We start from the raw sequence: 25,479 nt of genomic DNA, 5'->3' as shown, positions 1-25,479 counted from the left end.
GATGTAATGGAGAGGCTACGCAACGTGTGCGCGGCTGGTGTGAGTTCTGGCATTTTCCACAGGTACATGCGGCGGGCCGTGTAAGAGGCCCCAGGTGGGCGCGCGACAGCCGGTCGGAATATGTCCGACCGGCTGTCGTTCTCGCGGCGGATCCGGTCCGCCGGTGTCCGTTGTCAGGCCTTCTCGCGGGCTGTCATCACCATCTTGTTGACCGCCCAGAGGCCGATTCCGATCAGCAGGAGGATCCCGGCCCGGAGGTAGACGTCCGCGGCCCGGTCGGCCAGCGGGCTCGCCAGGATCAGGGAGGTGACCGCCCCCAGCACGGGCAGTGCCGTCGGCGTCCGGAAGTGCCGGTGGTCCACCCGGTCCTTGCGCAGCACCAGTACGGCGAGGTTGACGACCGCGAAGACGCAGAGGAGGAGGAAGGATGTGGTGTCGCCGAGGCCCTCGATCTCGCCCGTGGAGACGAGGCCGACGGCGAGCACGGTGACGAAGACGATGCCGGCCCACGGTGTGCGGCGCCTGGCGAGGACACTGCCCATCGCGCGGGGCAGGATGCGTTCGTTGGCCATGCCGTAGCAGAGGCGCGAGGCCATCATGATGTTGATCAGGGCGGAGTTGGTGACCGCGAACAGGGCGATCAGCGCGAAGAGTTCGGGCGGGAAGTCGACGCCGCCCGCCTTCACCACCTCCAGCAGCGGTCCGCTGGACCCTTCCAGGGTGCGGGAGTCGACGAGCAGGGACGAGACCAGGGCGACCAGGACGTAGATGGTGCCCGTCACCGCGACCCCGAGGAAGATCGCGCGGGGGAACGTCCGGGCCGGGTCGTGGGTCTCCTCGGCCATGTTCACCGAGTCCTCGAAGCCGACGAAGGCGAAGAAGCCGAGCGCTGTCGCCCCGAGTACGCCCGTGACCAGGGCGTACCCCGTGCCACCCGTCTCCAGTTCGGTGAGCCGGGAGGGGTCGCCGTCACCGGACAGGACGGCGTAGGCGCCGATCGAGAGGATCACCAGGAGGCCGCTGAGCTCGACGAGCGTCAGTACGACGTTGGCCTTCACCGATTCGGCGACGCCCCGCAGGTTGATCGCGGCGAGCGCGAGGACGAAGAGGATCGCGACGAGTGTGGGCGGCAGGGCGTCGGTGAATTCGCCCAGGTAGTCGCCGCTGAAGGCGAGGGCCGCGGCGCCGGCGGAGGAGAGGCCCGAGCACATGACCATGAAGGCGATGACGAAGGTCAGGAACGGGACCTTGAACGCCTTCTGCGTGTACAGCGCGGCACCGGCCGCCTTCGGGTACTTGCCGACGAGTTCGACGTACGAGGCGGCCGTCAGCAGGGCGACGGCGAAGCCGATCAGGAACGGCAGCCAGAGGGCCCCGCCGACCTTCCCGGCGACCTTGCCGGTGGTGGCGTAGATGCCGGTGCCGAGGATGTCGCCGATGACGAACAGGATGAGGAGCCTGGGGCCGATGACCCGCTTGAGCGCGGGTTCACCGGCCTGGCTCACCGGCTGCGATGCGGACACGGCGCCTCCCCGGGAGTGTGATGACAGAAGGCCTGCCCCGAGGAGGAGGGGGCCGCACCTGTTGACTAGAAGTATTCAGACCACCAGGATGTGAATGGAAGAGTCACATTCGCGAGGAGGCATCCCATGTCAGGACCCCGCCCCGTACGGGCACCGCGCGGTACGGAACTGAGCGCCCTGGGATGGCAGCAGGAAGCCGCCCTCCGCATGCTGCAGAACAACCTCGACCCCGAGGTCGCCGAACACCCGGACAAGCTCGTCGTCTACGGCGGCACCGGCAAGGCCGCCCGCGACTGGCGCTCCTTCGACGCCATGGTCCGTACGCTGCGGACGCTCAAGCAGGACGAGACGATGCTCGTCCAGTCCGGGCGGCCGGTCGGCGTCATGCAGACCCACGAATGGGCGCCCCGCGTCCTGATCGCCAACTCCAACCTGGTGGGCGACTGGGCCAACTGGGAGGAGTTCCGCCGGCTGGAGGCCCTCGGGCTCACCATGTACGGGCAGATGACCGCCGGTTCCTGGATCTACATCGGGACCCAGGGCATCCTCCAGGGCACCTACGAGACCTTCGCCGCCGTCGCCGCCAAGCGGTTCGGCGGGACCCTCGCCGGGACGATCACGCTCACGGCCGGACTGGGAGGCATGGGCGGCGCCCAGCCGCTGGCCGTCACGATGAACGACGGCGTCGCGATCTGCGTCGACGTCGACCCGCGCGCCATCGAGCGCCGTATCGAGCACCGCTTCCTGGACGTGCGGGCCGACTCCCTGGAACACGCGCTCCGACTGGCCGTCGAGGCCCGCGACGCACGGCGCCCGCTCTCCATCGGCCTGCTCGGCAACGCGGCGGAGCTGCTGCCCCGGATGCTCGCCGAGGGCGCTCCCGTCGACATCGTCACCGACCAGACCAGCGCGCACGACCCGCTCGCCTACCTGCCCGTCGGCGTCGACCTCGACGACATGGCCTCGTACGCCGCCGAGAAGCCCGCCGACTTCACCCTGCGCGCCCGGGAGTCGATGGCCGCGCACGTCGAGGCCATGGTCGGCTTCATGGACGCGGGGGCCGAGGTCTTCGACTACGGCAACTCGATCCGGGGCGAGGCCCAGCTCGCGGGATACACCCGCGCGTTCGACTTCCCCGGCTTCGTGCCCGCCTACATCCGGCCGCTCTTCTGCGAGGGCAAGGGCCCCTTCCGGTGGGCGGCCCTGTCGGGCGAGGCGTCGGACATCCACAAGACGGACAGGGCGCTGCTCGAACTCTTCCCGGAGAACGAGTCGCTGCACCGCTGGATCAGGATGGCCGGGGAGCGCGTCCACTTCCAGGGGCTGCCGGCCCGGATCTGCTGGCTCGGCCAGGGCGAGCGCGACAAGGCCGGCGACATGTTCAACGACATGGTCGGCAACGGCACCCTCGCCGCCCCGCTCGCGATCGGCCGGGACCACCTGGACTGCGGTTCGGTGGCCTCCCCCTACCGCGAGACGGAGGCCATGCTCGACGGCTCCGACGCGATCGCCGACTGGCCGCTGCTGAACGCCATGGTGAACGTCGCCTCGGGCGCCTCCTGGGTCTCCATCCACCACGGCGGCGGCGTCGGCATGGGCCGCTCCCTCCACGCGGGCCAGGTCTCGGTCGCCGACGGCACGGAGCTGGCCGGCGAGAAGATCCGCCGCGTCCTCACCAACGACCCCGGCATGGGCGTGATCCGGCACGTGGACGCCGGCTACGACATCGCGGAGTCGGTGGCGGACGAGCGCGGCGTGCGCATCCCGATGCGGGAGGAGGACACCGCGTGAGCGACACCTTCCACGCCATGTGGCGGTCGCTGCGGCCCATCGGCCGCAGCGACGCCTCCGGCGGCTACCGGCGCTACGCCTGGACCCCGGCCGACGCCGAGTGCCGCCTGTGGTTCCAGGCGCAGGCCGAGGCGCGCGGCCTGCTGTACGAGACCGACCGCAACGGCAACCAGTGGGCCTGGCTCGGCGATCCGCTGGCGGGGGACGCCGTGGTCACCGGCTCCCACCTGGACTCCGTGCCCGACGGCGGAGCCTTCGACGGCCCGCTCGGCGTGGTGTCCTCCTTCGCCGCCCTGGACGAACTCCGCCGCAGGGGCGTGGTGTTCACCAAACCCCTCGCCATCACCAACTTCGTCGACGAGGAGGGCGCGCGCTTCGGGCTCGCCTGTGTCGGCTCGCGTCTCGCCGCCGGGCAGCTGAGCGTCGAGAACGCGCACCGGCTCCGCGACGGCGACGGTGTCTCGCTGCCGCAGGCCATGGAGGCGGCGGGGCACGACCCCGGCACCATCGGAGCCGATCCCGGCCGCCTCGCCCGGATCGGCGCGTTCGTCGAGCTCCATGTGGAGCAGGGGCGCGCCCTCGACCTGAGCGGGGACCCGGTCGGGGTCGCCTCGGCCATCTGGCCGCACGGCCGCTGGCGGTTCGACTTCCGGGGCGAGGCCAACCACGCGGGCACCACCCGGCTCGCCGACCGGCGGGACCCGATGCTCACCTACGCCGAGACCGTGCTGGCGGCCCGCCGCGAGGCGGAGCTGGCCGGCGGCCTCGCGACCTTCGGCAAGATCGCCGTCGAGCCGAACGGGGTCAACGCGATCCCGTCCCTGGTGCGGGGCTGGCTCGACTCGCGGGCCGCCGACCAGGCCACGCTCGACGCCGTCGTGAGCGGTGTCGAGCGGGCGGCACGGGAGCACGCGGAGCGGGCCGGCATCGATCTCGACGTCGTGCGCGAGTCGTTCACACCGGTGGTGGACTTCCAGCACGCGCTGCGCGACGAGATCCGCCGGGTCCTGGAGAAGAGGGGCGCGGACGACGGGCGCGCCGTGCCGGTGCTCGGCACGGGAGCGGGACACGACGCGGGCATTCTGTCCGCTTCCGTGCCGACCGCCATGCTGTTCGTACGGAACCCCACCGGGATCTCGCACTCGCCCGCCGAACACGCCGCGGAGGACGACTGCGTGGCCGGGGTGAAAGCACTCGCCGACGTACTGGAAGGTCTCGCGTGCAGCTGACAACGCAACCGACGGGCACACCGGTCACCGCGACGTACTGGATGTCGCACGCCTGGCTCGGCACCCATGTCGAGCCGGGCGTCGTCCTGGACGTGGCCGGAGGGCGCATCGCCGGTGTCCGGACGGGCATCGGCACACCGCCGCCCGGTGCCACGGTCCTGGACGGCCTGACCGTCCCGGGGCTGGCCAACACCCACTCGCACGCCTTCCACCGCGCTCTGCGCTCCACCGTCCAGGTGGGCTCCGGCACCTTCTGGACCTGGCGCGAGACGATGTACCGGACGGCCGCGCGGCTCACCCCCGACACCTACTACGCGCTGGCCCGGGCCACGTACGCCGAGATGGCGCTGGCCGGGATCACCGCCGTGGGCGAGTTCCACTACCTGCACCACGCGCCCGGCGGCACGCCCTACGACGACCCGAACGCCATGGGGGAGGCGCTCATCGCCGCGGCGGCCGAGGCGGGCATCCGCATCACGCTGCTCGACACCGCCTATCTCGCCGCCGGATTCGGGGAGAAGCCCAGCCGGCACCAGTCGCGCTTCTCCGACACCACCGCCGACGCCTGGGCCGAGCGCGCCTCCCTCCTCAAGGGCGACGACGACATGGTGGTGATCGGCGCCGCGATCCACTCCGTACGGGCCGTACCGGCGGAGCAGCTGTCGACCGTCGCCGAGTGGGCCCGCGGGCGGGCGGCCCCGCTGCACGTCCACCTCTCCGAGCAGACCGCGGAGAACGAGGCATGCCTCGCCGCCCACGGCCGCACCCCCGCCCGGCTCCTCGCCGACCACGGGGTCCTCGGCCCGCACACCACCGGCATCCACAACACCCACCTCACGGCCGAGGACATCGAGCTGCTGGGCACCTCCCGCACGGGCACCTGCATGTGCCCCACCACCGAACGCGACCTCGCGGACGGCATCGGCCCGGCCACCGCCCTCCAGGGCGCGGGCTCCGCCCTCTCGCTGGGCAGCGACAGCCACGCCGTGATCGACCTCTTCGAGGAGGCCCGGGCGATGGAGCTCAACGAACGCCTGCGCACCCATGTGCGGGGCCACTGGACCGCCGCCGCCCTGCTCAGGGCCGCCTCCGCCGCAGGGCATGCCGCCCTCGGCCGCCCGGAGGCGGGCCTGCTCGAACCGGGGGCACCCGCCGACCTCGCCACCGTGGCCCTGGACTCCGTCAGGACGGCGGGGCCGGTGCCCCGGCTGGCAGCCGAGGCCGCCGTCTTCGCGGCCACCGCCGCCGACGTGCGGCACACCGTGGTGGCGGGACGGCACATCGTCAAGGACGGCCGGCACACCCGGATCGACGACGTGCCCGGCGCACTCGCCTCGGCCGTCGCCGCCCTGCACGGGTGACCACCCGCAATCCCGGCCGGAACCCGAGGCGGACCGGCCGGGCCGAACCGACGAAAGATGTACGCGGATGACGACGACCGCCATCACCCACATCGCGAACCTGGTCACCAACGACCCCTCCCTCGGCGACGGGACCCCCCTGGGCCTGATCCACGACGCGGCCGTCGTCATCGACGGCGACCGCATCGCCTGGACCGGTGAGGCGGGCAGGGCACCCGCCACCGACGAGGCCTTCGACGCGGGCGGCCGGGCCGTGATCCCCGGCTTCGTCGACTCCCACTCCCACCTGGTGTTCGCGGGAGACCGCACCGCCGAGTTCAACGCCCGCATGTCCGGCCGCGCCTACTCCGCGGGCGGCATCCGCACGACCGTGGCCGCCACCCGCGCCGCCTCCGACGACGAGCTGTCCGCCAACGTCGCGCGCTATCTGGCGGAGGCCCTCCGGCAGGGCACCACCACCTTCGAGACCAAGTCCGGCTACGGCCTCACCGTCGAGGACGAGGCACGGTCCCTGCGCGTCGCCGCCCGCCACACCGACGAGGTCACCTTCCTCGGTGCCCACATCGTGTCCCCCGACTTCGCCGACGACCCCGCCGGTTACGTGGACCTCGTCACCGGGCCGATGCTCGACGCCTGCGCCCCGTACGCCCGCTGGATCGACGTCTTCTGCGAGCGCGGCGCCTTCGACGAGGACCAGGCGCGCGCCGTCCTCACCGCGGGCCTGGCCAAGGGCCTCCACCCCCGCGTCCACGCCAACCAGCTCGGCCACGGGCCCGGAGTCCGCCTCGCCGTCGAGCTGGGCGCCGCGTCCGCCGACCACTGCACCCACCTCGACGACGCCGACCTCGACGCGCTCGGCCAGGGCGACACCGTCGCCACCCTGCTGCCCGGCGCCGAGTTCTCCACCCGGGCGGTCTGGCCCGACGCCCGCCGGATCCTGGGCGCCGGCGCCACCGTCGCCCTGTCGACGGACTGCAACCCGGGGTCCTCCTTCACCTCCTCCATGCCGTTCTGCGTCGCCCTCGCCGTACGGGACATGGGGATGACCCCCGACGAAGCGGTCTGGTCCGCCACGGCCGGAGGCGCCGCCGCGCTGCGCCGCACCGACATCGGCCGCATCACCCCCGGCGCCCGCGCCGATCTGGTGGTCCTGGACGCGCCGAGCCACGTCCACCTCGCCTACCGGCCGGGCGTCCCGCTGGTCGAGGCGGTGTGGCGCCGGGGCGAGAGGGTCGTGTGACACTCCCCGGGCACCGGACCGGCCGCCCGCCCGGTGCCGCCCGGTCCGTGGCACCGCGTCGACAACGCGGAAGGACCCGCCCGTCGGGGCAGGTCCTTCCGCGATGTGCCGTGCCGGCGGAGCCGGTGACGCGAGGTCACTCCTCCAGGGTCAGGCCCTTCCTGAGCTTGACGAGGGTCCGGGAGAGGAGCCTCGACACGTGCATCTGCGAGATGCCGAGCTCCTCGCCGATCTCCGACTGCGTCATGTTGGAGACGAACCGCATGGAGAGGATGGTCCGGTCGCGGAGCGGCAGCGAGGCGATGAGCGGCTTGAGGGACTCGACGTACTCGATGCCCTCGATGCCGTGGTCCTCGTAGCCGAGGCGGTCCGCGAGGGCCGCCTCGTTTCCGTCGCCGTGGTCGTCGGGCTTGGCGTCCAGCGAGCTCGCGGTGTACGCGTTGCTCGCGGCCATGCCCTCGACGACCTCGTCCCGGGTGAGGCCGAGGCGGTCGGCGAGCTCGACGACCGTGGGTGCGCGGTCCAGCTTCTGGGAGAGCTCGTCGCCCGCCTTGGCCAGGTCGAGCCGCAGCTCCTGCAGACGGCGCGGGACGCGCACGGACCAGCTGGTGTCGCGGAAGAAGCGCTTGATCTCGCCGACGATGGTGGGCATCGCGAAGGTCGGGAACTCCACGCCGCGGCTGAGCTCGAAGCGGTCGATCGCCTTGATCAGGCCGATCGTGCCGACCTGGACGATGTCCTCCATCGGCTCGCTGCGGGAGCGGAAACGGGAGGCGGCGAACTTGACCAGGGCCAGGTTCAGCTCGACCAGGGTGTTGCGGACGTAGGCGAACTCGTGGGTGCCCTCCTCGAGGGCTTCGAGCCGTGCGAAGAGCGTCTTCGACAGGGCCCTGGCGTCCAGCGCGCCGACCTCGGCGTAGGGCGGGATCTCGGGGAGCCCCTCGAGACCCTCGAATCCCTCCTCGCCCGGAAGGTGGTCGTCGGCGGAAAGTTCGGTGGTGGTGCCGGTGGTGCTGGTGCTGGTGCGCGGGCCGGGTACGGCGCTCGCGGCAGCGGAGTCGGAATCGGTCGGTCCCTGAGGACATGCCGACGCCGCGATGTGGGTACGCGGTACGTCGAGCCGGGGTGACATGGTTCTCCTCCATCGTTCTCGGCATATGGCTGCCGATGCCCATACGTCTTCCTGCGGTGAAGCGGCGCCTCCGAAGCCGATCGAAATTCCTGGTGCAGATGTCTCCGTCTACCCATACCCGGTCGCAGCCGTGAGTTACAAGCGCCAAATCGGCCTGAATGTCCGGTATGTGGAGTTCTCCGACTACCGTGTGGCGAGGTAAACGCGTAATGTTTTACGCACGTCGGGGGCAGCCACGATGAAGCCGTGTCCACGGGGACGCGGGTAGTGACGGACGGCGAAGAGGGACGGGCATGGACCGCGGAACTGTCGGCAGCGCGAACCGGGGTCGGCTACAGGTCGACGTCCGGACCGAGGGCCGCAGTGAAGTCGTGACTCCGGTGGGTGAGCTCGATCACCACACCGCTGATCTGCTGCGTGAGCCGCTGGAGAGTGCGGTCGAGGCGGGGCGGACCCGCCTGGTCGTCGACTGCTCGGGGCTCGACTTCTGTGATTCCACCGGACTCAACGTCCTGCTCGGCGCGCGGCTGAAGGCCGAAGCCGCCGGGGGAGGGGTTCACCTGGCCGGCATGCAGCCCGTGGTGGCTCGCGTCTTCGAGATCACCGGGGCGGACGCGGTCTTCACCGTCCACGCCTCGCTCGAAGAGGCTCTGAGCAGCTGACGGCGGCGGCCTCCGATGTGCATCCCAGGCCCCCTGGAGCCCCCTTGTCGCGCGAGTCACGCTGATGGCATGGGCGGAGTGGGTGTCGCCACCCTTCATCAGGGCAGGAGAGACCCCGTCAGGGTCATGGGCCCCGCACACGCTGTATCTGTTCAGTATCTGTTCGATGGCAACACACGGTGAATCGGTGAGGTGAAGCGCTGATGAGCACCACCCGGCAACATCCGCCGGGCGGCCTCGGCCGCGAGCCGGACGGCACGGGCACTGCCTCTGCCGTACCCGCTGACCGGCAGTGGCGCACGCTCTCGCTGAGGCAGGCCACCGGCATCGTGCCGATGGCCCGCGACTTCGCCAGGCAGGCGCTGCACGACTGGGGCTGGCTGCCCGCGTCGGGCGCCGACCGGAAGGCGGCCGCCGAGGACGTCCTGCTGGTCGTCTCCGAGCTCGTCACGAACGCCTGCCTGCACGCGGGCGGCCCCGAGGAGCTCCGTATCGCCTGCTCGCCCAAGATGCTCCGGGTCGAGGTGGTCGACGGCGGTGCCGGACAGCCGGCGCCGCGCACTCCGCACCGCGCGGGGCGGCCCGGCGGCCACGGCATGTTCATCGTGCAGCGGCTCTGCCTCGACTGGGGCGTGACGCGTACGGCGGACCAGCCGGGCAAGACGGTCTGGGCGGAACTCGCCGCTCCGGCGTAGCCCGCCCCCCACGCGTCTCCGCGCGGACGAACCGCGAAAGGCTCAGGCCCCGCACCGATCGGTGCGGGGCCTGAGCCTTTCGGGCGGGGGCGGGGTCCGTGTCAGCGGACGTCGCCCATGAGGGCCTTGACCTTGCCGCGGTACATGAAGACCGCGACACCGGCGGCGACCGCGAGCGCGGCCTGGAGCGCCACGACCCCGGTGCCGTTGAGGTCGACACCCGCGATGGAGAGCAGGCCCGTGGTGCAGTCACCCGCGGTCACGGCCAGGAACCAGACACCCATCATCTGGCTGGCGTACTTGGCCGGGGCCATCTTCGTGGTGACCGAGAGGCCGACCGGCGACAGCGTCAGCTCACCGACGGTCTGCACGAAGTAGATCGCGACCAGCCACATCGCGGCGGCCTTGTGGCCGTCGCCCGCGATGGTCAGCGGCGCCAGGAAGAGGAAGAACGACGCACCGACCAGCACCAGACCGGAGCTGAACTTCACGACCGTGCTGGGCTCCTTGCCCCGCCGGTTCAGGGCGAGCCAGAAGGCGGCGAAGACCGGGGCCAGCGCCATGATCAGGATCGGGTTGACCGACTGGTACCAGGAGACCGGGAAGGCCCAGCCCAGGACCGAGTTCTCGGCCGAGGAGTCGGCGAAGATCGCCAGGGTCGAACCGCCCTGGTCGTAGATCATCCAGAAGATGGCGGCGGCCACGAAGAACCAGATGTAGCCGGACATCTTCTTCTGCTCGGTCTCGCTGAGCTCCTTGTCGCGCTTGATGCGCGCCAGGACCATCACCGGGATGACCAGACCGGCGACCGTGATCGGGACCAGCAGCCAGTTCAGCGTGTAGACGCCGGTGACGACCGTGCCGATGTAGAAGACCGCCGCGATGCCGAGCCAGATCATCGACTTGCGCAGCGTGGACGCGCGCTCGTCGGCGGAGAGCGGCTTCGGCACGACGAGGCTGCGCTCGTTCAGGTGGCGCGTGCCGAGCAGGAACTGGGCGACACCCAGTCCCATGCCGAGCGCGGCCAGGGCGAAGCCCAGGTGCCAGTTGACGTTCTCGCCGACGGTGCCGATCACCAGCGGGGCGGCGAAGGCGCCCACGTTGATGCCCATGTAGAAGATCGTGAAGCCACCGTCACGGCGCGGGTCGTCCGGGCCGTCGTAGAGGTGGCCGACCATCGTGGAGATGTTCGACTTCAACAGGCCGGAGCCGATGGCCACCAGGCCCAGCCCGGCGAAGAAGGTGCCCTCGGAGGGCAGTGCCAGCACCAGGTGGCCGAGCATGATCACGCCGCCCGCGATGGCGACGGTCTTGCGGGGACCCCAGACACGGTCGCCGAACCAGCCGCCGGGCATGGCGAGCAGGTACACCAGCGACAGGTAGACCGAGTAGATCGCCGTGGCCGTGGCGGGGTTCATGTGAAGCCCGTTGGGAGCGATCAGGTAGAGCGGGAGGAGGGCGCGCATGCCGTAGTAGCTGAAGCGCTCCCACATCTCCGTCATGAAGAGAGTGGCCAGGCCGCGGGGGTGGCCGAAGAAGGTCTTCTCCGAACCGGCGGTGCCGGCGGAGTCCTTCGTCAGGCTGGACGCCATGGTCGATCCTTGCTGGTCGGGACGCGTCGCCTCGTGAGCGGTACGCGCCCGGTGGGGGGTAGCCGGCACCGGGCGGAGGAACCCCACCCCCGACGCCTCGAGGGGATTCGATCCGGCCACCCGCTCCGTAGGGAGTGCGGGGGCGGGGTCGTGGGACCGACCGCTCCGGGATCCACGCCCGGCACGCGTCCTCGCGCTCCGGGCCCGGCCCACAGGTCATTCACTGGTCGGGGCCGGTGAGAACCGGCCCGTACACAAAAACGACCCTTGGCGCGAAAAGCTGCCCAAAGGTCCTTCGGTGGTGCAACAGGCGTCGAGCCACCATACGACATGACACACGGCGATATGGAAGGACTTGAGAGATGGATCACAGGTTGTGATGGAACCACGGTCCCATATTCAAAGGTGGATGACCGATTCGTGTCCCTGACCCGCAGGGCCTGCCGCGTGCCTCACCTCAGCGGTCCCGCGCGGACTACCATCACTGCATGACCCGTGTACTGCTCGCCGAGGACGACGCATCCATCTCGGAGCCACTGGCCCGCGCCCTGCGTCGTGAGGGTTACGAGGTCGAGGTCCGCGAGGACGGTCCGACCGCGCTCGACGCCGGACTCCAGGGAGGCGTCGACCTGGTCGTGCTCGACCTGGGGCTGCCCGGCATGGACGGACTCGAGGTCGCCAGGCGGCTGCGGGCGGACGGCCACGCCGTGCCGATCCTGGTGCTGACCGCCCGCGCCGACGAGGTCGACACCGTGGTCGGCCTCGACGCCGGCGCCGACGACTACGTCACCAAGCCCTTCCGCCTCGCCGAACTCCTCGCCCGGGTCCGCGCCCTGCTGCGCCGCGGTGCCACCGAGCCCGCCCCGCAGCCCGCCACCCACGGCGTCAGGATCGACGTCGAATCCCACCGTGCCTGGATGGGTGACGACGAACTCCAGCTCACCGCCAAGGAGTTCGATCTCCTTCGGGTCCTCGTGCGGGACGCCGGCCGGGTCGTCACCCGCGACCAGCTGATGCGTGAGGTCTGGGACACCACCTGGTGGTCCTCGACCAAGACCCTCGACATGCACATCTCCTGGCTCCGCAAGAAGCTCGGCGACGACGCGGCCAATCCGCGCTACATCGCCACCGTCCGGGGCGTCGGCTTCCGGTTCGAGAAGAGCTGACGTACAGAACAGTCATGCGCCGCCGACTGATCAACTCCACGCTCGCCGTGGTGCTCGTCGTGATCGCCGTCTTCGGCGTCTCCCTCGTCATCGTCGAGACCCGGACCATCAGCAACAGCGCCCAGGAGAGCGTCGACTCCGAGGCCTTCCGGCTGATCAGTGTCGTCGAGAGCCGGCTGCTCGGAGCCGAGCGGATCACCCCCGCCGTCCTCGCGGAGCAGGTCGACCCCAGCCGTTACGCCCGCGTCGAGATCCCCGGCCGGGCTCCGATCGAGGTCGGCGAACGCCCCGCGGGCGACGGCGTCACCCGCAGCACCGAGACGGGGGAGCAGGGCGAGAAGGTCACCGTCGAGGAGTCACGCTCCGCGGTGACCCGCGAGGTCGGCAGGACCCTGCTGATCATCGGCGCGGTGGCGCTGCTCGCGATCATCTCCGCCGTGCTCCTCGCCGTACGCCAGGCCGACCGGCTGACCTCCCCGCTCATCGACCTCGCCGAGACGGCCGAGCGCCTCGGATCGGGCGACCCGCGCCCCCGGCACAAGCGGTACGGGGTGGCGGAGCTGGACCGCGTCGCCGACGTCCTCGACTCCTCCGCCGAGCGGATCGCCCGGATGCTGACCGCCGAGCGGCGCCTCGCGGCGGACGCCTCGCACCAGCTCCGTACACCGCTGACCGCCCTCTCCATGCGCATCGAGGAGATCTCCGTCACCGACGACCCCGACACGGTGAAGGAAGAGGCGAACATCGCGCTCACACAGGTCGAGCGGCTCACGGACGTGGTGCAGCGGCTGCTGACCAACGCCCGCGACCCGCGCACCGGCTCCGCCGTCGTCTTCGACCTCGACGAGATCGTCAAGCAGCAGATCGAGGAGTGGCGCCCGGCCTACCGCAGCGCCGGCCGCGCCGTCGTCTGCTCCGGCAAGCACGGGCTGGAGGCCGTCGGCACCCCCGGCGCCGTCGCCCAGGTCCTCGCCGCGCTGATCGAGAACTCGCTGATGCACGGTGGCGGCACGGTCGCGCTGCGTACCCGGGTCACCGGCAACCAGGTCGTCGTCGAGGTCACGGACGAGGGCCCCGGTGTCCCGGCCGACCTCGGGGCGCGGATCTTCGAGCGCACCATCAGCGGCCGCAACTCCACCGGCATCGGTCTCGCCGTGGCGCGGGATCTCGCCGAGGCCGACGGGGGCCGGCTCGAACTGCTCCAACAGCAGCCGCCGGTCTTCGCGCTCTTCCTCAGCAGGGTCGCGCCCGGCCGCAGGGACTCCGTACGCCCTGTGCGCTGAAGGCCCCCGCCCGCCCGGCGGAGGTCAGTGGGGCACCGGACCCGGCGCTACCTCGTCGGAGGGCCGCCGCTGTTCCAGAAATCGCTCCGCGTCGAGCACGGCCTCCTTGACGGGCAGCGCCCTGAACACCCAGGTGCGGTAGGACCAGAAGCGGAACAGCGTGGCGATCCCGATGCCGAGGACCTTGAAGACGTTGCTCTGCACCGGGCTGTTCCACCCGAAGCCGTACGTCGCCGCGTAGAGGACACCCGTCTCGATCACCGCGCCGACGGCGCTGAACAGCAGGAACAGCATGAGCTCGCGGGTCCGGCCGGTCTTGTCGCGGTCCCGGTAGGTCCAGTAGCGGAAACCGACGTAGTTGAAGAGGATGGCGACGACCGTCCCCATCAGTCCGGCCCGCACCACCGGAATGTCCGTCGTGCGCCAGATCAGGTTGGAGACGGCGATGTTGACGACCAGCCCGAGTGCGCCGACCGCGCCGAACTTGGCGACCTCCCGGGCCAGCAGATCAAGCCGGGCCCGCAGTGCGCCCCGTTCGCTCATGGTGATCGCTCAGCCCCGTCCGGTCGGTTTCGTCAACCCGGCCATGCTAACCAGCCCTCCCGTGTGATGCCCGTGAGCCGTCCGGTCCGGATGGCCCGAGGCCGGCTCCCGGCCCCGGGCCTGGGCCGGGAGGGAGAGGGTGAGGGGTGTTCCCGCACGCCCGATACCCTGGACACGTGACGTTCCCTGTAGTCGGCATGGTCGGCGGCGGTCAGCTCGCCCGTATGACCCACGAGGCGGGCATCCCCCTCGGCCTGAAATTCAAGCTGCTCAGTGACACCCCCCAGGATTCGGCCGCCCAGGTCGTCGGTGAGGTCGTCGTCGGCGACTACCGCGACCTGGAGACGCTGCGGGCCTTCGCGCGCGGCTGTGACGTGATCACCTTCGATCACGAGCATGTGCCGACCGAGCACCTGCGGGCCCTGGAGGCGGACGGCATCCCCGTGCGCCCCGGCCCCGACGCCCTGGTGCACGCCCAGGACAAGGGGGTGATGCGCGCCAGGCTCGCGGAGATCGGAGCACCCTGCCCCCGCAACCGCATCGTCGCGGACCCGGCGGACGCCGCCGCCTTCGCGGACGAGGTGGGCGGCTTCCCGGTCATCCTCAAGACGGTCCGCGGCGGCTACGACGGCAAGGGCGTCTGGGTGGTCCGCTCCGAGGCCGACGCCGCCGAGCCCTTCCGGGCCGGCGTCCCCGTCCTCGCCGAGGAGAAGGTCGAGTTCACGCGGGAGCTGGCGGCCAACATCGTCCGCTCGCCGCACGGCCAGGCCGTCGCCTATCCCGTCGTCGAATCCGTCCAGGTGGACGGGGTCTGCGACACCGTCATCGCCCCGGCGCCCGGCCTGGACGAGCGCCTGGCCGGCGAGGCCCAGCAGCTCGCCCTGCGGATCGCCGCCGAGCTCGGCGTGGTGGGCCACCTCGCGGTGGAGCTCTTCGAGACGCCCGACGGGCGCATCCTCGTCAACGAGCTCGCGATGCGCCCGCACAACTCCGGGCACTGGACCCAGGACGGTGCGGTCACCTCGCAGTTCGCCAACCACGTGCGGGCGGTCCTCGACCTCCCGCTCGGCGACCCCCGTCCGCGCGCCACCTGGACGGTCATGTGCAACGTCCTCGGCGGCGACTACCCGGACATGTACCAGGCGTACCTGCACTGCATGGCCCGTGACCCGGGGCTCAAGATCCACATGTACGGCAAGGACGTGAAGCCCGGCCGCAAGGTGGGCCACGTCAACACCTACGGCGACGATCTGGCGGACGTGCGGGAGCGCGCCCGGCACGCGGCCGACTACCTGCGAGGAACGATCACCGAATGACCGCACCAGGCTCCGCACCCGTCATCGGCATCGTCATGGGCTCGGACTCCGACTGGCCCGTGATGGAAGCGGCCGCCAAGGCCCTCGGCGAGTTCGAGATCCCCTACGAGGTCGACGTTGTCTCCGCCCACCGCATGCCGCACGAGATGATCGCGTACGGCGAGAAGGCCGCGGACCGCGGTCTCAAGGCGATCATCGCGGGTGCGGGGGGCGCGGCCCACCTGCCCGGCATGCTGGCCTCCGTCACCCCGCTGCCCGTCATCGGCGTACCCGTCCCGCTGAAGTACCTCGACGGCATGGACAGCCTGCTCTCCATCGTGCAGATGCCGGCCGGCGTCCCCGTCGCCACCGTCTCCGTCGGCGGCGCCCGCAACGCGGGCCTGCTCGCCGCCCGTATCCTCGCCGCCCACGACGCCGAGCTGCTGGCCCGGATGAAGGACTTCCAGCAGGAGCTCAAGGACCAGGCGACGGAGAAGGGCAAGCGGCTTCGCGCCAAGACCCAGAGCGCGGACTCCTTCGGCTTCGGGAAGTAGGGGGTCACGATGGACAACCTGGACCGTGCCCGGCTGCTCCTCGCCGACCACCCGGTCGTCGACGGTCACAACGACCTCCCCTGGGCCCTGCGCGAGCAGGTCGGCTACGACCTCGACGCCCGTGACATCTCCCGCGACCAGACCGGCACCCTGCACACCGACATCCCCCGGCTGCGGGCCGGCGGCGTCGGCGCGCAGTTCTGGTCCGTCTACGTCGCACCCCGCCTGACCGGGGACGACGCGGTCAGCGCCACGCTGGAGCAGATCGACGTGGTCGCCGAGATGCTCGCGCGCTACCCGGACGACCTCGGGCGCGCCCTGACCGCCGACGACATGGAGAAGGCCCGTGCCGAGGGCCGTATCGCCTCCCTGATGGGGGCCGAGGGCGGCCACTCCATCAACAACTCGCTGGGCACCCTGCGCGCCCTGCACACCCTCGGCGTCCGCTACATGACGCTCACGCACAACGACAACACCGACTGGGCGGACTCGGCGACCGACTCCCCGCGCGTCGGCGGCCTGTCGGAGTTCGGGCGCGAGGTCGTACGCGAGATGAACCGTGTCGGGATGCTGGTCGACCTGTCCCACGTGGCGGCCACCACCATGCGGGACGCGCTGGCCACCTCGGTGGCGCCGGTGATCTTCTCGCACTCCTCCGCGCGGGCGGTCTGCGACCACCCGCGCAACATCCCCGACGACGTGCTGCGGATGCTCGCGGCCAACGGCGGGGTGGCCATGGCGACCTTCGTCCCGAAGTTCGTCCTGCCGGCGGCCGTCGAGTGGACCCTGGCCGCCGACCGCAACATGCGGGAGCACGGCCTGCACCACCTGGACACCACGCCGGCCGCCATGCGGATCCACGCGGACTTCGAGGCGCTCAACCCGCGCCCGATGGCCACCGTGGGGACGATCGCCGACCATCTCGACCACATGCGCGAGATCGCCGGGATCGACCACATCGGCATCGGGGGCGACTACGACGGCACCGCCTTCCTCCCGCTGGACCTGGAGGATGTCTCGGGCTACCCGCACCTGATCGCGGAGCTGCTCACGCGCGGCTGGTCCCAGGACGACGTGTCCAAGCTGACGTGGCGCAACGCGGTCCGGGTCCTGCGGGACGCGGAAGCGGTCGCCCGCGACCTGAGCGCCCGGGTCGGCCCGTCCCACGCGACGATCGACGAGCTGGACGGTCCCGCCCGCTGACCGCGCGCGACCGATGCGAGGAGGCGGCGGCCCACAGGGCCGCCGCCTCCTCGCATCGGGCTCGGGGTCAGGCCTTCGGGCGTCCCATCGCCCGGTACGTCCAGCCGGCCTCACGCCACACCACCGGGTCCAGGGCGTTCCGGCCGTCCAGGATGATCCGCCGGCCAGCCACCTCACCCAGCGCCGCCACGTCCAGCTCCCGGAACTCGCGCCACTCCGTCAGGTGCAGCACGACATCCGCCCCGCGCACCGCGTCCAGCGCCGTGTCCGCGTAGCCGAGCGTCGGGAAGAGCCGGCGGGCGTTGTCCATGCCCTTCGGGTCGAAGACCGTGACCTGGCCGCCCTGCAGATGGATCTGCCCGGCCACGTTCAGCGCCGGCGAGTCGCGTACGTCGTCGGAGTCCGGCTTGAAGGTGGCGCCCAGCACCGCGACGCGCGTGCCGAGGAACGAGCCCCCGCCCACCGCCTCGCGCGCCAGCTCCACCATGTGACCGCGGCGGCGCATGTTGATCGAGTCGACCTCCCGGAGGAAGGTCAGAGCCTGGTCGGCGCCCAGCTCGCCCGCGCGCGCCATGAAGGCACGGATGTCCTTGGGCAGGCAGCCCCCGCCGAAGCCGATCCCGGCCCGCAGGAACTTCTTCCCGATGCGCTCGTCGTGGCCGATGGCCTCGGCGAGCTTCACCACGTCGCCGTCGGCCGCCTCGCAGACCTCGGCCATCGCGTTGATGAAGGAGATCTTGGTCGCGAGGAAGGAGTTGGCGGAGGTCTTCACCAGCTCGGCGGTGGGGAAGTCCGTCACCACGAAGGGCGAACCCTCGGCGATCGGCCCGGCGTACACCTCGCGGAGCAGCTTCTCGGCCCGCTCGCTCTCCACGCCGATCACGACCCGGTCAGGGTGCAGCGTGTCCTTCACCGCGAAGCCCTCGCGCAGGAACTCCGGGTTCCAGGCGAGCTCCGCGTCCGTACCCACCGGAGCCAGCTCGGCCAGCCGCGCCGCCAGCCGGGCGGCGGAGCCCACCGGGACGGTGGACTTGCCCACGACCAGGGCGGGACGGGTCAGCTGCGGGGCCAGCGACTCGAAGGCGCTGTCCACGTAGCTCATGTCGCAGGCGTACTCGCCGTGCTTCTGGGGAGTGTTCACACAGACGAAGTGCACATCGCCGAAGGCGCCGATCTCCTCCCAGGAGGTGGTGAACCGAAGCCGTCCCGTGGACCCCTCGATGCCCGCGACGTGCTTCTGCAGGATCTCCTCGAGCCCCGGCTCGTACATCGGCACCCGGCCGGCCGAGAGCATCTCGATCTTCTCGGGCACGACGTCGAGCCCGAGGACTTCGAAGCCCAGCTCCGCCATGGCCGCGGCATGGGTGGCGCCGAGGTAGCCGGTGCCGATCACGGTGATCCTGAGGGCCATGGGTGCTCCTGAACGATGCGGACAGACGTGCGGAGCCGAGCATAACCGGGCGTGCGGAACGCCGTTTTCCGGCCGCCTCCGGTCTGTCGGCAAGCTCACGTGCCCCGCCCGTATGCCGTCCCTGGGCAGGGCCACTAAAATTGGGTTACTTAACGGTAGTTAGCATCCTTGGGGAGTGAACATCTTGGCGGGTTCGACCGATTTCGACCTGTACCGTCCGGCCGAGGAGCACGACATGCTCCGCGAGACGATCCGTTCGCTGGCCGAGGCGAAGATCGCCCCGCACGCCGCCGCGGTGGACGAGGAGGGCCGTTTCCCGAGGGAGGCCCTGGACGCGCTGGTCGCCTCGGACCTGCACGCGGTCCACGTCCCGGAGGAGTACGGCGGCGCGGGCGCCGACGCGCTCGCCACGGTCATCGTGATCGAGGAGGTGGCTCGCGTCTGCGCGTCCTCCTCCCTTATCCCGGCCGTGAACAAGCTGGGCTCGCTCCCGGTGATCCTCTCCGGTTCCGAGGACCTCAAGAAGAAGTACCTGGGCCCGCTCGCCAAGGGCGACGCGATGTTCTCGTACGCCCTCTCTGAGCCGGACGCCGGTTCGGACGCGGCGGGCATGAAGACCAAGGCCGTGCGCGACGGCGACTTCTGGGTCCTCAACGGTGTGAAGCGCTGGATCACCAACGCGGGCGAGTCCGAGTACTACACGGTGATGGCCGTCACCGACCCGGACAAGCGCTCCAAGGGCATCTCGGCGTTCGTCGTGGAGAAGTCGGACCCGGGTGTCTCCTTCGGCGCCCCGGAGAAGAAGCTCGGCATCAAGGGCTCTCCGACGCGCGAGGTCTACCTCGACAACGTCCGCATCCCCGCCGACCGCATGATCGGCGAGGAGGGCACCGGCTTCGCCACCGCGATGAAGACCCTGGACCACACCCGCATCACGATCGCCGCCCAGGCACTCGGCATCGCCCAGGGCGCCCTCGACTACGCCAAGGGCTACGTCCAGGAGCGCAAGCAGTTCGGCAAGCCGATCGGCGACTTCCAGGGCATCCAGTTCATGCTCGCCGACATGGCGATGAAGCTGGAAGCGGCCCGCCAGCTCACCTACAGCGCCGCCGCCAAGTCCGAGCGCCTCGACGGCGACCTGACCTTCTTCGGCGCCGCGGCCAAGTGCTTCGCCTCCGACGTCGCCATGGAGGTCACCACCGACGCCGTCCAGCTCCTCGGCGGGTACGGCTACACGCGTGACTACCCGGTCGAGCGCATGATGCGTGACGCCAAGATCACCCAGATCTACGAGGGCACCAACCAGGTCCAGCGGATCGTCATGGCCCGCAACCTGCCGTAGCTCGCGTACCCACACGTTGCGCCCCCCGGCACCATGTGCCGGGGGGCGCTCGCGTGTCCGACAGGCTCCGCCGGGGCGGGAAGGAACGCGGCGACGCGGACGAGGAGCGGAGGCCGGTCGCGACCCGTTCCGGTACGTCAGCCTCTCCGCAGGTCCCCGGCCTCCGGTCCGGTGAGCCGGTGAAGATGGTCGGTCAAACGGCCGACCGACCCCGGATCTCTCAGGATGACACCGATTTCGACGTTGTCCCGCAGCGCACGGCCGGTGAGGCTGGCGCTGCCCATGACGGCTTGGCCGCCACGTGCGGCCGCATGACACTGCCCTCTCGACCGGGTTCAGAAGCGCGTGGCCCCACTGGAAGCGCAGTGCTCCGCGCTCGGCTTCCGGGCCACTGCTCTTGCTCGCCGTCGCACCTCGCCGGGTTCGGCGGGGTGACGGACCTACCGGTGGGGCCTGGGAGTGTGTGCGGCCACCGGATCGGCTTAGCGTGTGCGGCCACCGGATCGGCTTACTCCTCGGTGAAGACGTCCTCCGCGGTGGTGGCGGTGACGGCGCGGCTGAACCACCGGTCCAGGAGGTACAGGTCGTCGCAGTCGGCGATCTTCTCTCGCACCTCGTCGGGAACGGCGACGCCGCGCAGCTCGAGCAACCGCAGGATGTCCTCGGCCCGACCCTTTGCCCGGCCTTCGTCCCGGATCTCCTCGGAGAGGGGTGAGGTGTAGAAGGAGAGATCCACGGCCACCAGGTTCCTCCATTGTCGTGCGGCGGGGCGGTTGCCCAGGCCTTGTGCGGTGAGTTCCACGAGCGGGTTCGCGATGGCTTCCGGTGTGTCCCGCAGGGCGGTCGACAGTGTTTTCAGTATGGCACCGATGTCCGGATCGTCGGCGTGTGTGATGAGGGCGAGTGTGGTGAACGCCGGGTCCTTGCGGGCTGCGGCCACCTCGGTGATCACCGGCATGTTGTGCGGCCCCACGACCAGAGGACGCAGTGTGATGACCGCGTGTTCCGGGCTTCCGAAGTGAGTCGGGCGTGCGGCCCATTCGGCGGTGGAACGGTTCTGGCAGACGACCAGGAGCAGAGTCCGCATGCGGTACTTGTTCAGCAGGTGCGCGTAGTAGTAGGCCCAGGTCGCGGGCTTCTCGGGGTCCTTCCTGCCCTGGGCCTCGATGGCGAGGAGGAAGGGGCTGCCGTTCTCCGTCTCGATGCGCAGGAGGGTGTCGACGCGGCGCTCCAACGGTTGGCTCTCGGTGAGGTCTGTGGGCATGACATCGGCCGAGGAGCATGGTCCGGTGTCGATGCCGAGGACTTCGGACAGGCGGGAGAAAAGGCTCGGGTGTTCCTGGAAGATGCGATGCATCGCTTCGTGGGATGAGCTGACCATGAAGGCCCATTCGGATCGTGGATTGGTGTAACTGCTGGTCAAGCGGCTGCTGGAAGGTCGGCGCGGCAGTCGCGGCAGTGGCCGGGATGGCGGGAGCGGAAGGCGCGGTCGCAGCGGTCGCAGTTCTGGAGCGGGATGACGAGCGCGCCCGGGCGGGCGGGTGGCGCGAGGTCCTGGGCTCCGGGGAGCGGGGGCGGCAGGAGCGCGGTGATGCGGTGGCGCATGAGCTTCGCCGGATGCCTGAGCGGGACCGGCAGGTCGTGGGTGAGGGCGTGGCGGATGGTGTCGGGGTGGGCGTCACGTTCGAGCCAGACCGCGACACCGGGGGCGAGGATGTTGATGTCGTGCTCGGAGAGCGTGAGTTGGGGTGCCTGGCGGCGCAGGTCGGCGAGGAGCGCGGAGGCCGCCCGCTGGAGCTCCTGTGTCAGCACCTGGGGCTGAGGCAGCGGCGGGGGTGGGGCGATGCGCGCGGTCGGAGGCGGTACGAGGACGGGGGCGGGCTGCGTTTGCGGCGCGGGTGTGGCAGGTGCTGTGGGTTCCGGCTGTGGCGTGGTGACCGGGAGGGGTGCGGGCGGATTCGGGGCTTGTCCGGGGGCACAGGCGCCTGCGGGCTCGGGGATTGGCCGGGGCGGCTCGGGTACGCGGACGGGCTCGCTCGGACGGGCCGCGTGCGGCGGAGGCGCGGATGGCCTGGGCCTGGTCTGCGGCCGGGGTGTGGCAGCGGGTGAGTCCGCGCCGGGCTGGTTGTACGAGACCGTGCGCGTCCCGATGCGGCCGTCGGCGAGGCGTACGCGGCTGCGGTGCAGGTAGCCCGTCGCCTCCAACTCCCGCAGGGCGGCGGCGATACGGGTCTCGCTCTCCGGGAAGCGCTCGGCGAGGCGCTTGATGCCGATCCTCGCCCCGGCGGGCAGCGACTGGATGTGCGCGGCCAGGCCGATCGCGACGAGCGAGAGGCCGCGGTGCTGGGCCAGGTGGTTGCCGATGACGGTGAAGCCGGCGGCGTGCCGGACGTTGACGTGAATGACGCCGGACGACGGCGCGGAGCCCCTGGAGGCAACCGTCCGGGCGCACGGGGGCGCGGTAATCTGCTGGGTATCCATCGGGAAGCGTTCTCTTCCTCGGTGGTCAGGCCCTCGATCGGGATTCGCAGTCCCGGCCGGGGGCCGTCTCATGTCTGTGGTGGTCGGGGTGAGCATATGCCTGGCAAGCCACCCTAAATCCATCTCAGTTGCCCTATGTCACCCGCGCGAGTGATGGGAGCGGAGCCGGGTCGGGTTGGGGTGGGGAAGGTAATTCCTCCAGGTACTTCAAAGCCTTATGCGTCGTGGGGCACCGCGTCGCGGCCCACCGGGTCGTGGGTTTCCGCGACCCGGTGGCGGCGGTCACGGTGGAGGTCGAGTTCGGCCCAGACCGTCTTGCGCGGGACGGGCCCGACCTCCACGCCCCAGCGGTCCGCGAGCGCCTCGGCGATGAGCAGGCCGCGCCCCGACTCCCCGTCCTCGGCTGGTGGTGCCAGGAGCGGTAGCCGTTCGCCCAGGGTCTCGGTCACCGCGATGCGCAGAGGCCTGTCGTCGTGGACCGCGGGGCTCAGTCGGAAGCCCCTGCCCGGGGTCGCGATCGCGCCCCAGCGCACCGCGTCGAGGAACGCGTCCAGGCGGTCGGGGGCATCGATGCCGGCGGCCGGGGAGGGCAGCGCGTACTGCTGGTGGACCACCGCGCCCTGCTCCAGCTCCCACACCACCCGGAGCTCCTCGTCCCGGGCATCGTCCTCGACGGGGACCAGGGCTACCAGATGCGGTGCCGATGCTCCCGCCGTACGGGCCGGGTCCTCGGAGGAGACGGCGGAGAGGGAGACCTCCGTGACGACCCAGGGGCGGTTCCGCACGGTGACGAGCTGACCGTGGGCGGGCACGGTCGGTTCCCCATCGATGTCGGCTTCGGGCTGTGCTGCCCCTACGGTCGCGTCCGTCATCGATGGCACCCCTGATCTCGTCTCACGGCTGCGCGAGAAACGCCGCGTAGCCGACCCCTCCGGGAAGCTTGGAGGGCAAAAACAGACGCGCTGGAGAAACAGGAAGATCCGGACGGCGGACCGTCCGGATCCTGTGCGTACCGCTGGTCAGCTGCCCTTGACCGTGACCTTCTCGTCGTTCTTCAGCTGCTCCACGAGCTTCTTGACCTCGTCCTTGTCCCAGACCAGGTTGCCGTTCACGCTCTGGCCCGAGAGCGGGATGTTCATCGACTTGCCCTCGCCGCCGGTGACGCCCTTCATCGCGAAGAACATGTTGCCGAGCGACCAGAGCGACATGTCCTTGTCCACGACCAGCGTGTCCAGGCCGGCGCCCATCGTCGGGTAGAGCTTGAAGGGGTTGAGGACCGTCGACGGGGTCGCCGTCTGGGAGGCCAGGGCCGCGAGGAACTTCTGCTGGTTCTTCGTGCGGTCCAGGTCGCTGCCCGCGAAGGCGTACCGGGTGCGGACGAAGGCGAGGGACTGCTCGCCGTTCAGCGTCTGCTTGCCCGCCTGGAAGTCGGCGCCGGACTTCTTGTCCTTGAACGCCTTGGGGATGTCCATCTCGACGCCGCCGATGGCGTCCACGATGTTGGCGAAGCCGCCGAAGCCGATCTCGACGTAGTGGTCGATGCGGAGCCCGGTGTTGAACTCGACCGTGCGGACCAGGAGCTCCGGGCCGTCCTCGGCGTACGCGGCGTTCAGCTTCACCTGGCGGCCGGTGCCCTCGAACGTCTTCCCGGACTCGGACCCCTTGAAGGACGGGATCTCGACGTTCGAGTCGCGGGGGAGCGAGATCAGCGTCGGGCCGTTGGAGCCGTCGTGCAGGATCATCATCGAGTCGGTCCGCTTGCCCTCGGCGGAACCGGTGTGCAGCTTCTTCTTGTCCTCGGCCGTCATGCCCTCGCGGCTGTCGGAGCCCACGATCAGGTAGTTCGTGCCGTCACCCTCGCCCGGTCTGTCGATGACCTTGGAGAGATCGACGTCACGCTTCAGCTTGCCGTCGGCCCAGAAGTACGTGCCGACGGAGACGGCGAGCACCACGACGACCAGGGTCAGGACGCCGACCTTGATCCGCCTGCCCCAGTCCGGGGCGGCGCGGGGCTGGACGTAACCGCTGTCACCGCCGCGCCCGCCGCCCTGGCCGCCGCCGCGCTGACCACCGCCGTAGACCTGGCCCGTGTTGTAGCCGCTGTCGTAACCGGGGGTCTCGCCGTAGCCGTCGTACCCCTGACCCTGCTGCGGCGGGATCCGGGGCGGGGACTGCGGCGGCGCGGGGCGCCGCCGGACGTGCGGCATGGCGCGGGCACTCTCGGGCTGCGGGCTTCCGCTGCCCCGCCCGTAGCGCTCGTCGGGTCCGCCGTTCCGTCCTTCGGGCCAATCGCTCATGCCGACCAGTGTGCCGTCTCGGCCTGGGGCTCTTACAGGGTGTACGGGAGATCGGGTCACGGCTGTTGCGAAGCTGATGCAAAGCAACCGGGCGCAAGCCCCCGCATAAGGTGGAGGGCATGACAGATCAGCCCCAGCCGCCGGAGGGCGAGATTCCGGTCAAGCCGACCTCGGCTTCCCGGACCACCCTCAGCCACATCATGACCGGTAACGACACCAACCTCCTGGGTACGGTGCACGGCGGCGTGATCATGAAGCTGGTCGACGACGCCGCCGGCGCGGTCGCCGGCCGGCACTCCGGTGGTCCGGCCGTGACGGCCTCGATGGACGAGATGGTCTTCCTGGAGCCGGTCCGCGTGGGTGACCTCGTCCACGTCCGCGCGCAGGTCAACTGGACGGGGCGCTCCTCGATGGAGGTCGGCGTCCGCGTCATGGCCGAGCGGTGGAACGAGTCGACCCCCGCCCAGCAGGTCGGCAGCGCCTACCTGGTGTTCGCCGCCGTCGACGAGGAGGGCAAGCCGCGCCGCGTACCGCAGGTGGCCCCGGAGACGGAGCGCGACAAGCGGCGCTACCAGGAGGCACAGATCCGCCGTACGCACCGCCTCGCGCGGCGCCGTGCGATCAAGGAACTGCGGGAGCAGCGGGCCGCCGAAGGCATCGACGACTGAGCCCGGCGGCG

Annotated in this window: 22 protein-coding genes; 13 read left to right on the top strand and 9 right to left on the bottom strand. The window is 70.7% G+C overall.

What is annotated here, in order from left to right; all coding sequences use genetic code 11:
- Positions 1–173: 173 nt before the first annotated feature.
- Entirely contained in the window at positions 174–1,523 is a 1,350-nt protein-coding gene (locus tag ACIRJR_RS29865; RefSeq protein ID WP_403786319.1) for an APC family permease, read from the bottom strand.
- Between the two features lie 126 nt (positions 1,524–1,649).
- On the opposite strand from ACIRJR_RS29865, the gene hutU reads away from it, so the two are divergent.
- The 4 genes from hutU to hutI all read left to right on the top strand — a co-directional run bounded on the left by hutU (position 1,650) and on the right by hutI (position 7,144).
- Positions 1,650–3,314: a urocanate hydratase gene (gene hutU / locus ACIRJR_RS29860; RefSeq protein WP_403786317.1), complete on the top strand. Its 1,665-nt coding sequence runs from the start codon at positions 1,650–1,652 to the stop codon at positions 3,312–3,314.
- A gap of 17 nt (positions 3,315–3,331) precedes the next feature.
- Positions 3,332–4,543, top strand: a complete 1,212-nt coding sequence (locus ACIRJR_RS29855) for an allantoate amidohydrolase (RefSeq protein ID WP_403786481.1) — start codon at positions 3,332–3,334, stop codon at positions 4,541–4,543.
- A complete protein-coding gene (locus tag ACIRJR_RS29850) occupies positions 4,534–5,904 on the top strand; it encodes a formimidoylglutamate deiminase (RefSeq protein ID WP_403786315.1) in 1,371 nt (456 codons plus the stop codon). Before ACIRJR_RS29855 ends, ACIRJR_RS29850 begins: the two co-directional genes overlap by 10 nt.
- A gap of 67 nt (positions 5,905–5,971) precedes the next feature.
- Positions 5,972–7,144: an imidazolonepropionase gene (hutI, locus tag ACIRJR_RS29845; protein ID WP_403786313.1), complete on the top strand. Its 1,173-nt coding sequence runs from the start codon at positions 5,972–5,974 to the stop codon at positions 7,142–7,144.
- A 136-nt stretch (positions 7,145–7,280) separates the two neighbouring features.
- On the opposite strand, the gene ACIRJR_RS29840 is transcribed toward hutI, so the two are convergent.
- Positions 7,281–8,276 carry an RNA polymerase sigma factor SigF gene (locus ACIRJR_RS29840; RefSeq protein WP_403786311.1) on the bottom strand — a complete coding sequence of 332 codons (996 nt, stop codon included), beginning with the start codon at positions 8,274–8,276 and terminating at the stop codon, positions 7,281–7,283.
- Between the two features lie 293 nt (positions 8,277–8,569).
- Here ACIRJR_RS29840 and ACIRJR_RS29835 point away from each other — a divergent pair, with 293 nt between their 5' ends.
- Both ACIRJR_RS29835 and ACIRJR_RS29830 read left to right on the top strand, forming a co-directional pair.
- Complete coding sequence (locus ACIRJR_RS29835; protein WP_403786309.1) at positions 8,570–8,938, top strand: STAS domain-containing protein; 369 nt, start codon at positions 8,570–8,572, stop codon at positions 8,936–8,938.
- Positions 8,939–9,141: 203 nt separating this feature from the next.
- A complete protein-coding gene (locus tag ACIRJR_RS29830) occupies positions 9,142–9,633 on the top strand; it encodes an ATP-binding protein (RefSeq protein ID WP_403786307.1) in 492 nt (163 codons plus the stop codon).
- A 101-nt stretch (positions 9,634–9,734) separates the two neighbouring features.
- Here the strand turns inward: ACIRJR_RS29830 and ACIRJR_RS29825 are convergent, their stop codons facing one another.
- Positions 9,735–11,225: an oligopeptide:H+ symporter gene (locus ACIRJR_RS29825; protein WP_403786305.1), complete on the bottom strand. Its 1,491-nt coding sequence runs from the start codon at positions 11,223–11,225 to the stop codon at positions 9,735–9,737.
- A gap of 488 nt (positions 11,226–11,713) precedes the next feature.
- On the opposite strand from ACIRJR_RS29825, the gene ACIRJR_RS29820 reads away from it, so the two are divergent.
- Entirely contained in the window at positions 11,714–12,391 is a 678-nt protein-coding gene (locus tag ACIRJR_RS29820; protein ID WP_403786303.1) for a response regulator transcription factor, read from the top strand.
- Between the two features lie 14 nt (positions 12,392–12,405).
- Positions 12,406–13,674 carry an ATP-binding protein gene (locus ACIRJR_RS29815; protein ID WP_403786301.1) on the top strand — a complete coding sequence of 423 codons (1,269 nt, stop codon included), beginning with the start codon at positions 12,406–12,408 and terminating at the stop codon, positions 13,672–13,674.
- Positions 13,675–13,698: 24 nt separating this feature from the next.
- On the opposite strand, the gene ACIRJR_RS29810 is transcribed toward ACIRJR_RS29815, so the two are convergent.
- Entirely contained in the window at positions 13,699–14,217 is a 519-nt protein-coding gene (locus tag ACIRJR_RS29810) for a GtrA family protein (protein ID WP_403786299.1), read from the bottom strand.
- 146 nt (positions 14,218–14,363) lie between these two features.
- On the opposite strand from ACIRJR_RS29810, the gene ACIRJR_RS29805 reads away from it, so the two are divergent.
- Genes ACIRJR_RS29805 through ACIRJR_RS29795 form a run of 3 tightly spaced genes read left to right on the top strand, consistent with a single transcriptional unit; the run spans position 14,364 to position 17,269 of the window.
- Positions 14,364–15,533 carry a 5-(carboxyamino)imidazole ribonucleotide synthase gene (locus tag ACIRJR_RS29805; RefSeq protein ID WP_403786297.1) on the top strand — a complete coding sequence of 390 codons (1,170 nt, stop codon included), beginning with the start codon at positions 14,364–14,366 and terminating at the stop codon, positions 15,531–15,533.
- Positions 15,530–16,066 carry a 5-(carboxyamino)imidazole ribonucleotide mutase gene (gene purE / locus ACIRJR_RS29800; protein ID WP_403786295.1) on the top strand — a complete coding sequence of 179 codons (537 nt, stop codon included), beginning with the start codon at positions 15,530–15,532 and terminating at the stop codon, positions 16,064–16,066. The genes ACIRJR_RS29805 and purE overlap by 4 nt, the downstream gene beginning before the upstream one ends.
- A gap of 9 nt (positions 16,067–16,075) precedes the next feature.
- Positions 16,076–17,269 carry a dipeptidase gene (locus ACIRJR_RS29795; RefSeq protein ID WP_403786293.1) on the top strand — a complete coding sequence of 398 codons (1,194 nt, stop codon included), beginning with the start codon at positions 16,076–16,078 and terminating at the stop codon, positions 17,267–17,269.
- 67 nt (positions 17,270–17,336) lie between these two features.
- On the opposite strand, the gene ACIRJR_RS29790 is transcribed toward ACIRJR_RS29795, so the two are convergent.
- Complete coding sequence (locus ACIRJR_RS29790) at positions 17,337–18,680, bottom strand: UDP-glucose dehydrogenase family protein (RefSeq protein WP_403786291.1); 1,344 nt, start codon at positions 18,678–18,680, stop codon at positions 17,337–17,339.
- A 184-nt stretch (positions 18,681–18,864) separates the two neighbouring features.
- Here ACIRJR_RS29790 and ACIRJR_RS29785 point away from each other — a divergent pair, with 184 nt between their 5' ends.
- Complete coding sequence (locus ACIRJR_RS29785) at positions 18,865–20,022, top strand: acyl-CoA dehydrogenase (RefSeq protein WP_403786479.1); 1,158 nt, start codon at positions 18,865–18,867, stop codon at positions 20,020–20,022.
- A 508-nt stretch (positions 20,023–20,530) separates the two neighbouring features.
- On the opposite strand, the gene ACIRJR_RS29780 is transcribed toward ACIRJR_RS29785, so the two are convergent.
- The 4 genes from ACIRJR_RS29780 to ACIRJR_RS29765 form a co-directional block, all read right to left on the bottom strand.
- Entirely contained in the window at positions 20,531–21,403 is an 873-nt protein-coding gene (locus ACIRJR_RS29780; protein ID WP_403786289.1) for a hypothetical protein, read from the bottom strand.
- Between the two features lie 38 nt (positions 21,404–21,441).
- Positions 21,442–22,503: a helix-turn-helix domain-containing protein gene (locus ACIRJR_RS29775; protein ID WP_403786287.1), complete on the bottom strand. Its 1,062-nt coding sequence runs from the start codon at positions 22,501–22,503 to the stop codon at positions 21,442–21,444.
- Between the two features lie 215 nt (positions 22,504–22,718).
- Complete coding sequence (locus ACIRJR_RS29770) at positions 22,719–23,096, bottom strand: ATP-binding protein (protein WP_403786477.1); 378 nt, start codon at positions 23,094–23,096, stop codon at positions 22,719–22,721.
- Between the two features lie 426 nt (positions 23,097–23,522).
- The gene (locus tag ACIRJR_RS29765; protein ID WP_403786285.1) at positions 23,523–24,800 is read right to left on the bottom strand and encodes an LCP family protein; all 1,278 of its coding nucleotides are present in this window, start codon (positions 24,798–24,800) and stop codon (positions 23,523–23,525) included.
- A gap of 119 nt (positions 24,801–24,919) precedes the next feature.
- Between ACIRJR_RS29765 and ACIRJR_RS29760 the strand changes: the two genes are divergently transcribed.
- Entirely contained in the window at positions 24,920–25,468 is a 549-nt protein-coding gene (locus ACIRJR_RS29760) for an acyl-CoA thioesterase (protein ID WP_403786283.1), read from the top strand.
- Positions 25,469–25,479: the final 11 nt, after the last annotated feature.

It is taken from the genome of Streptomyces sp. NPDC102402, assembly GCF_044765765.1.
Lineage (GTDB): Bacteria > Actinomycetota > Actinomycetes > Streptomycetales > Streptomycetaceae > Streptomyces.
Note: the sequence above shows the minus strand (reverse complement) of the source record. Positions and strands in the feature narration are given on the sequence as shown.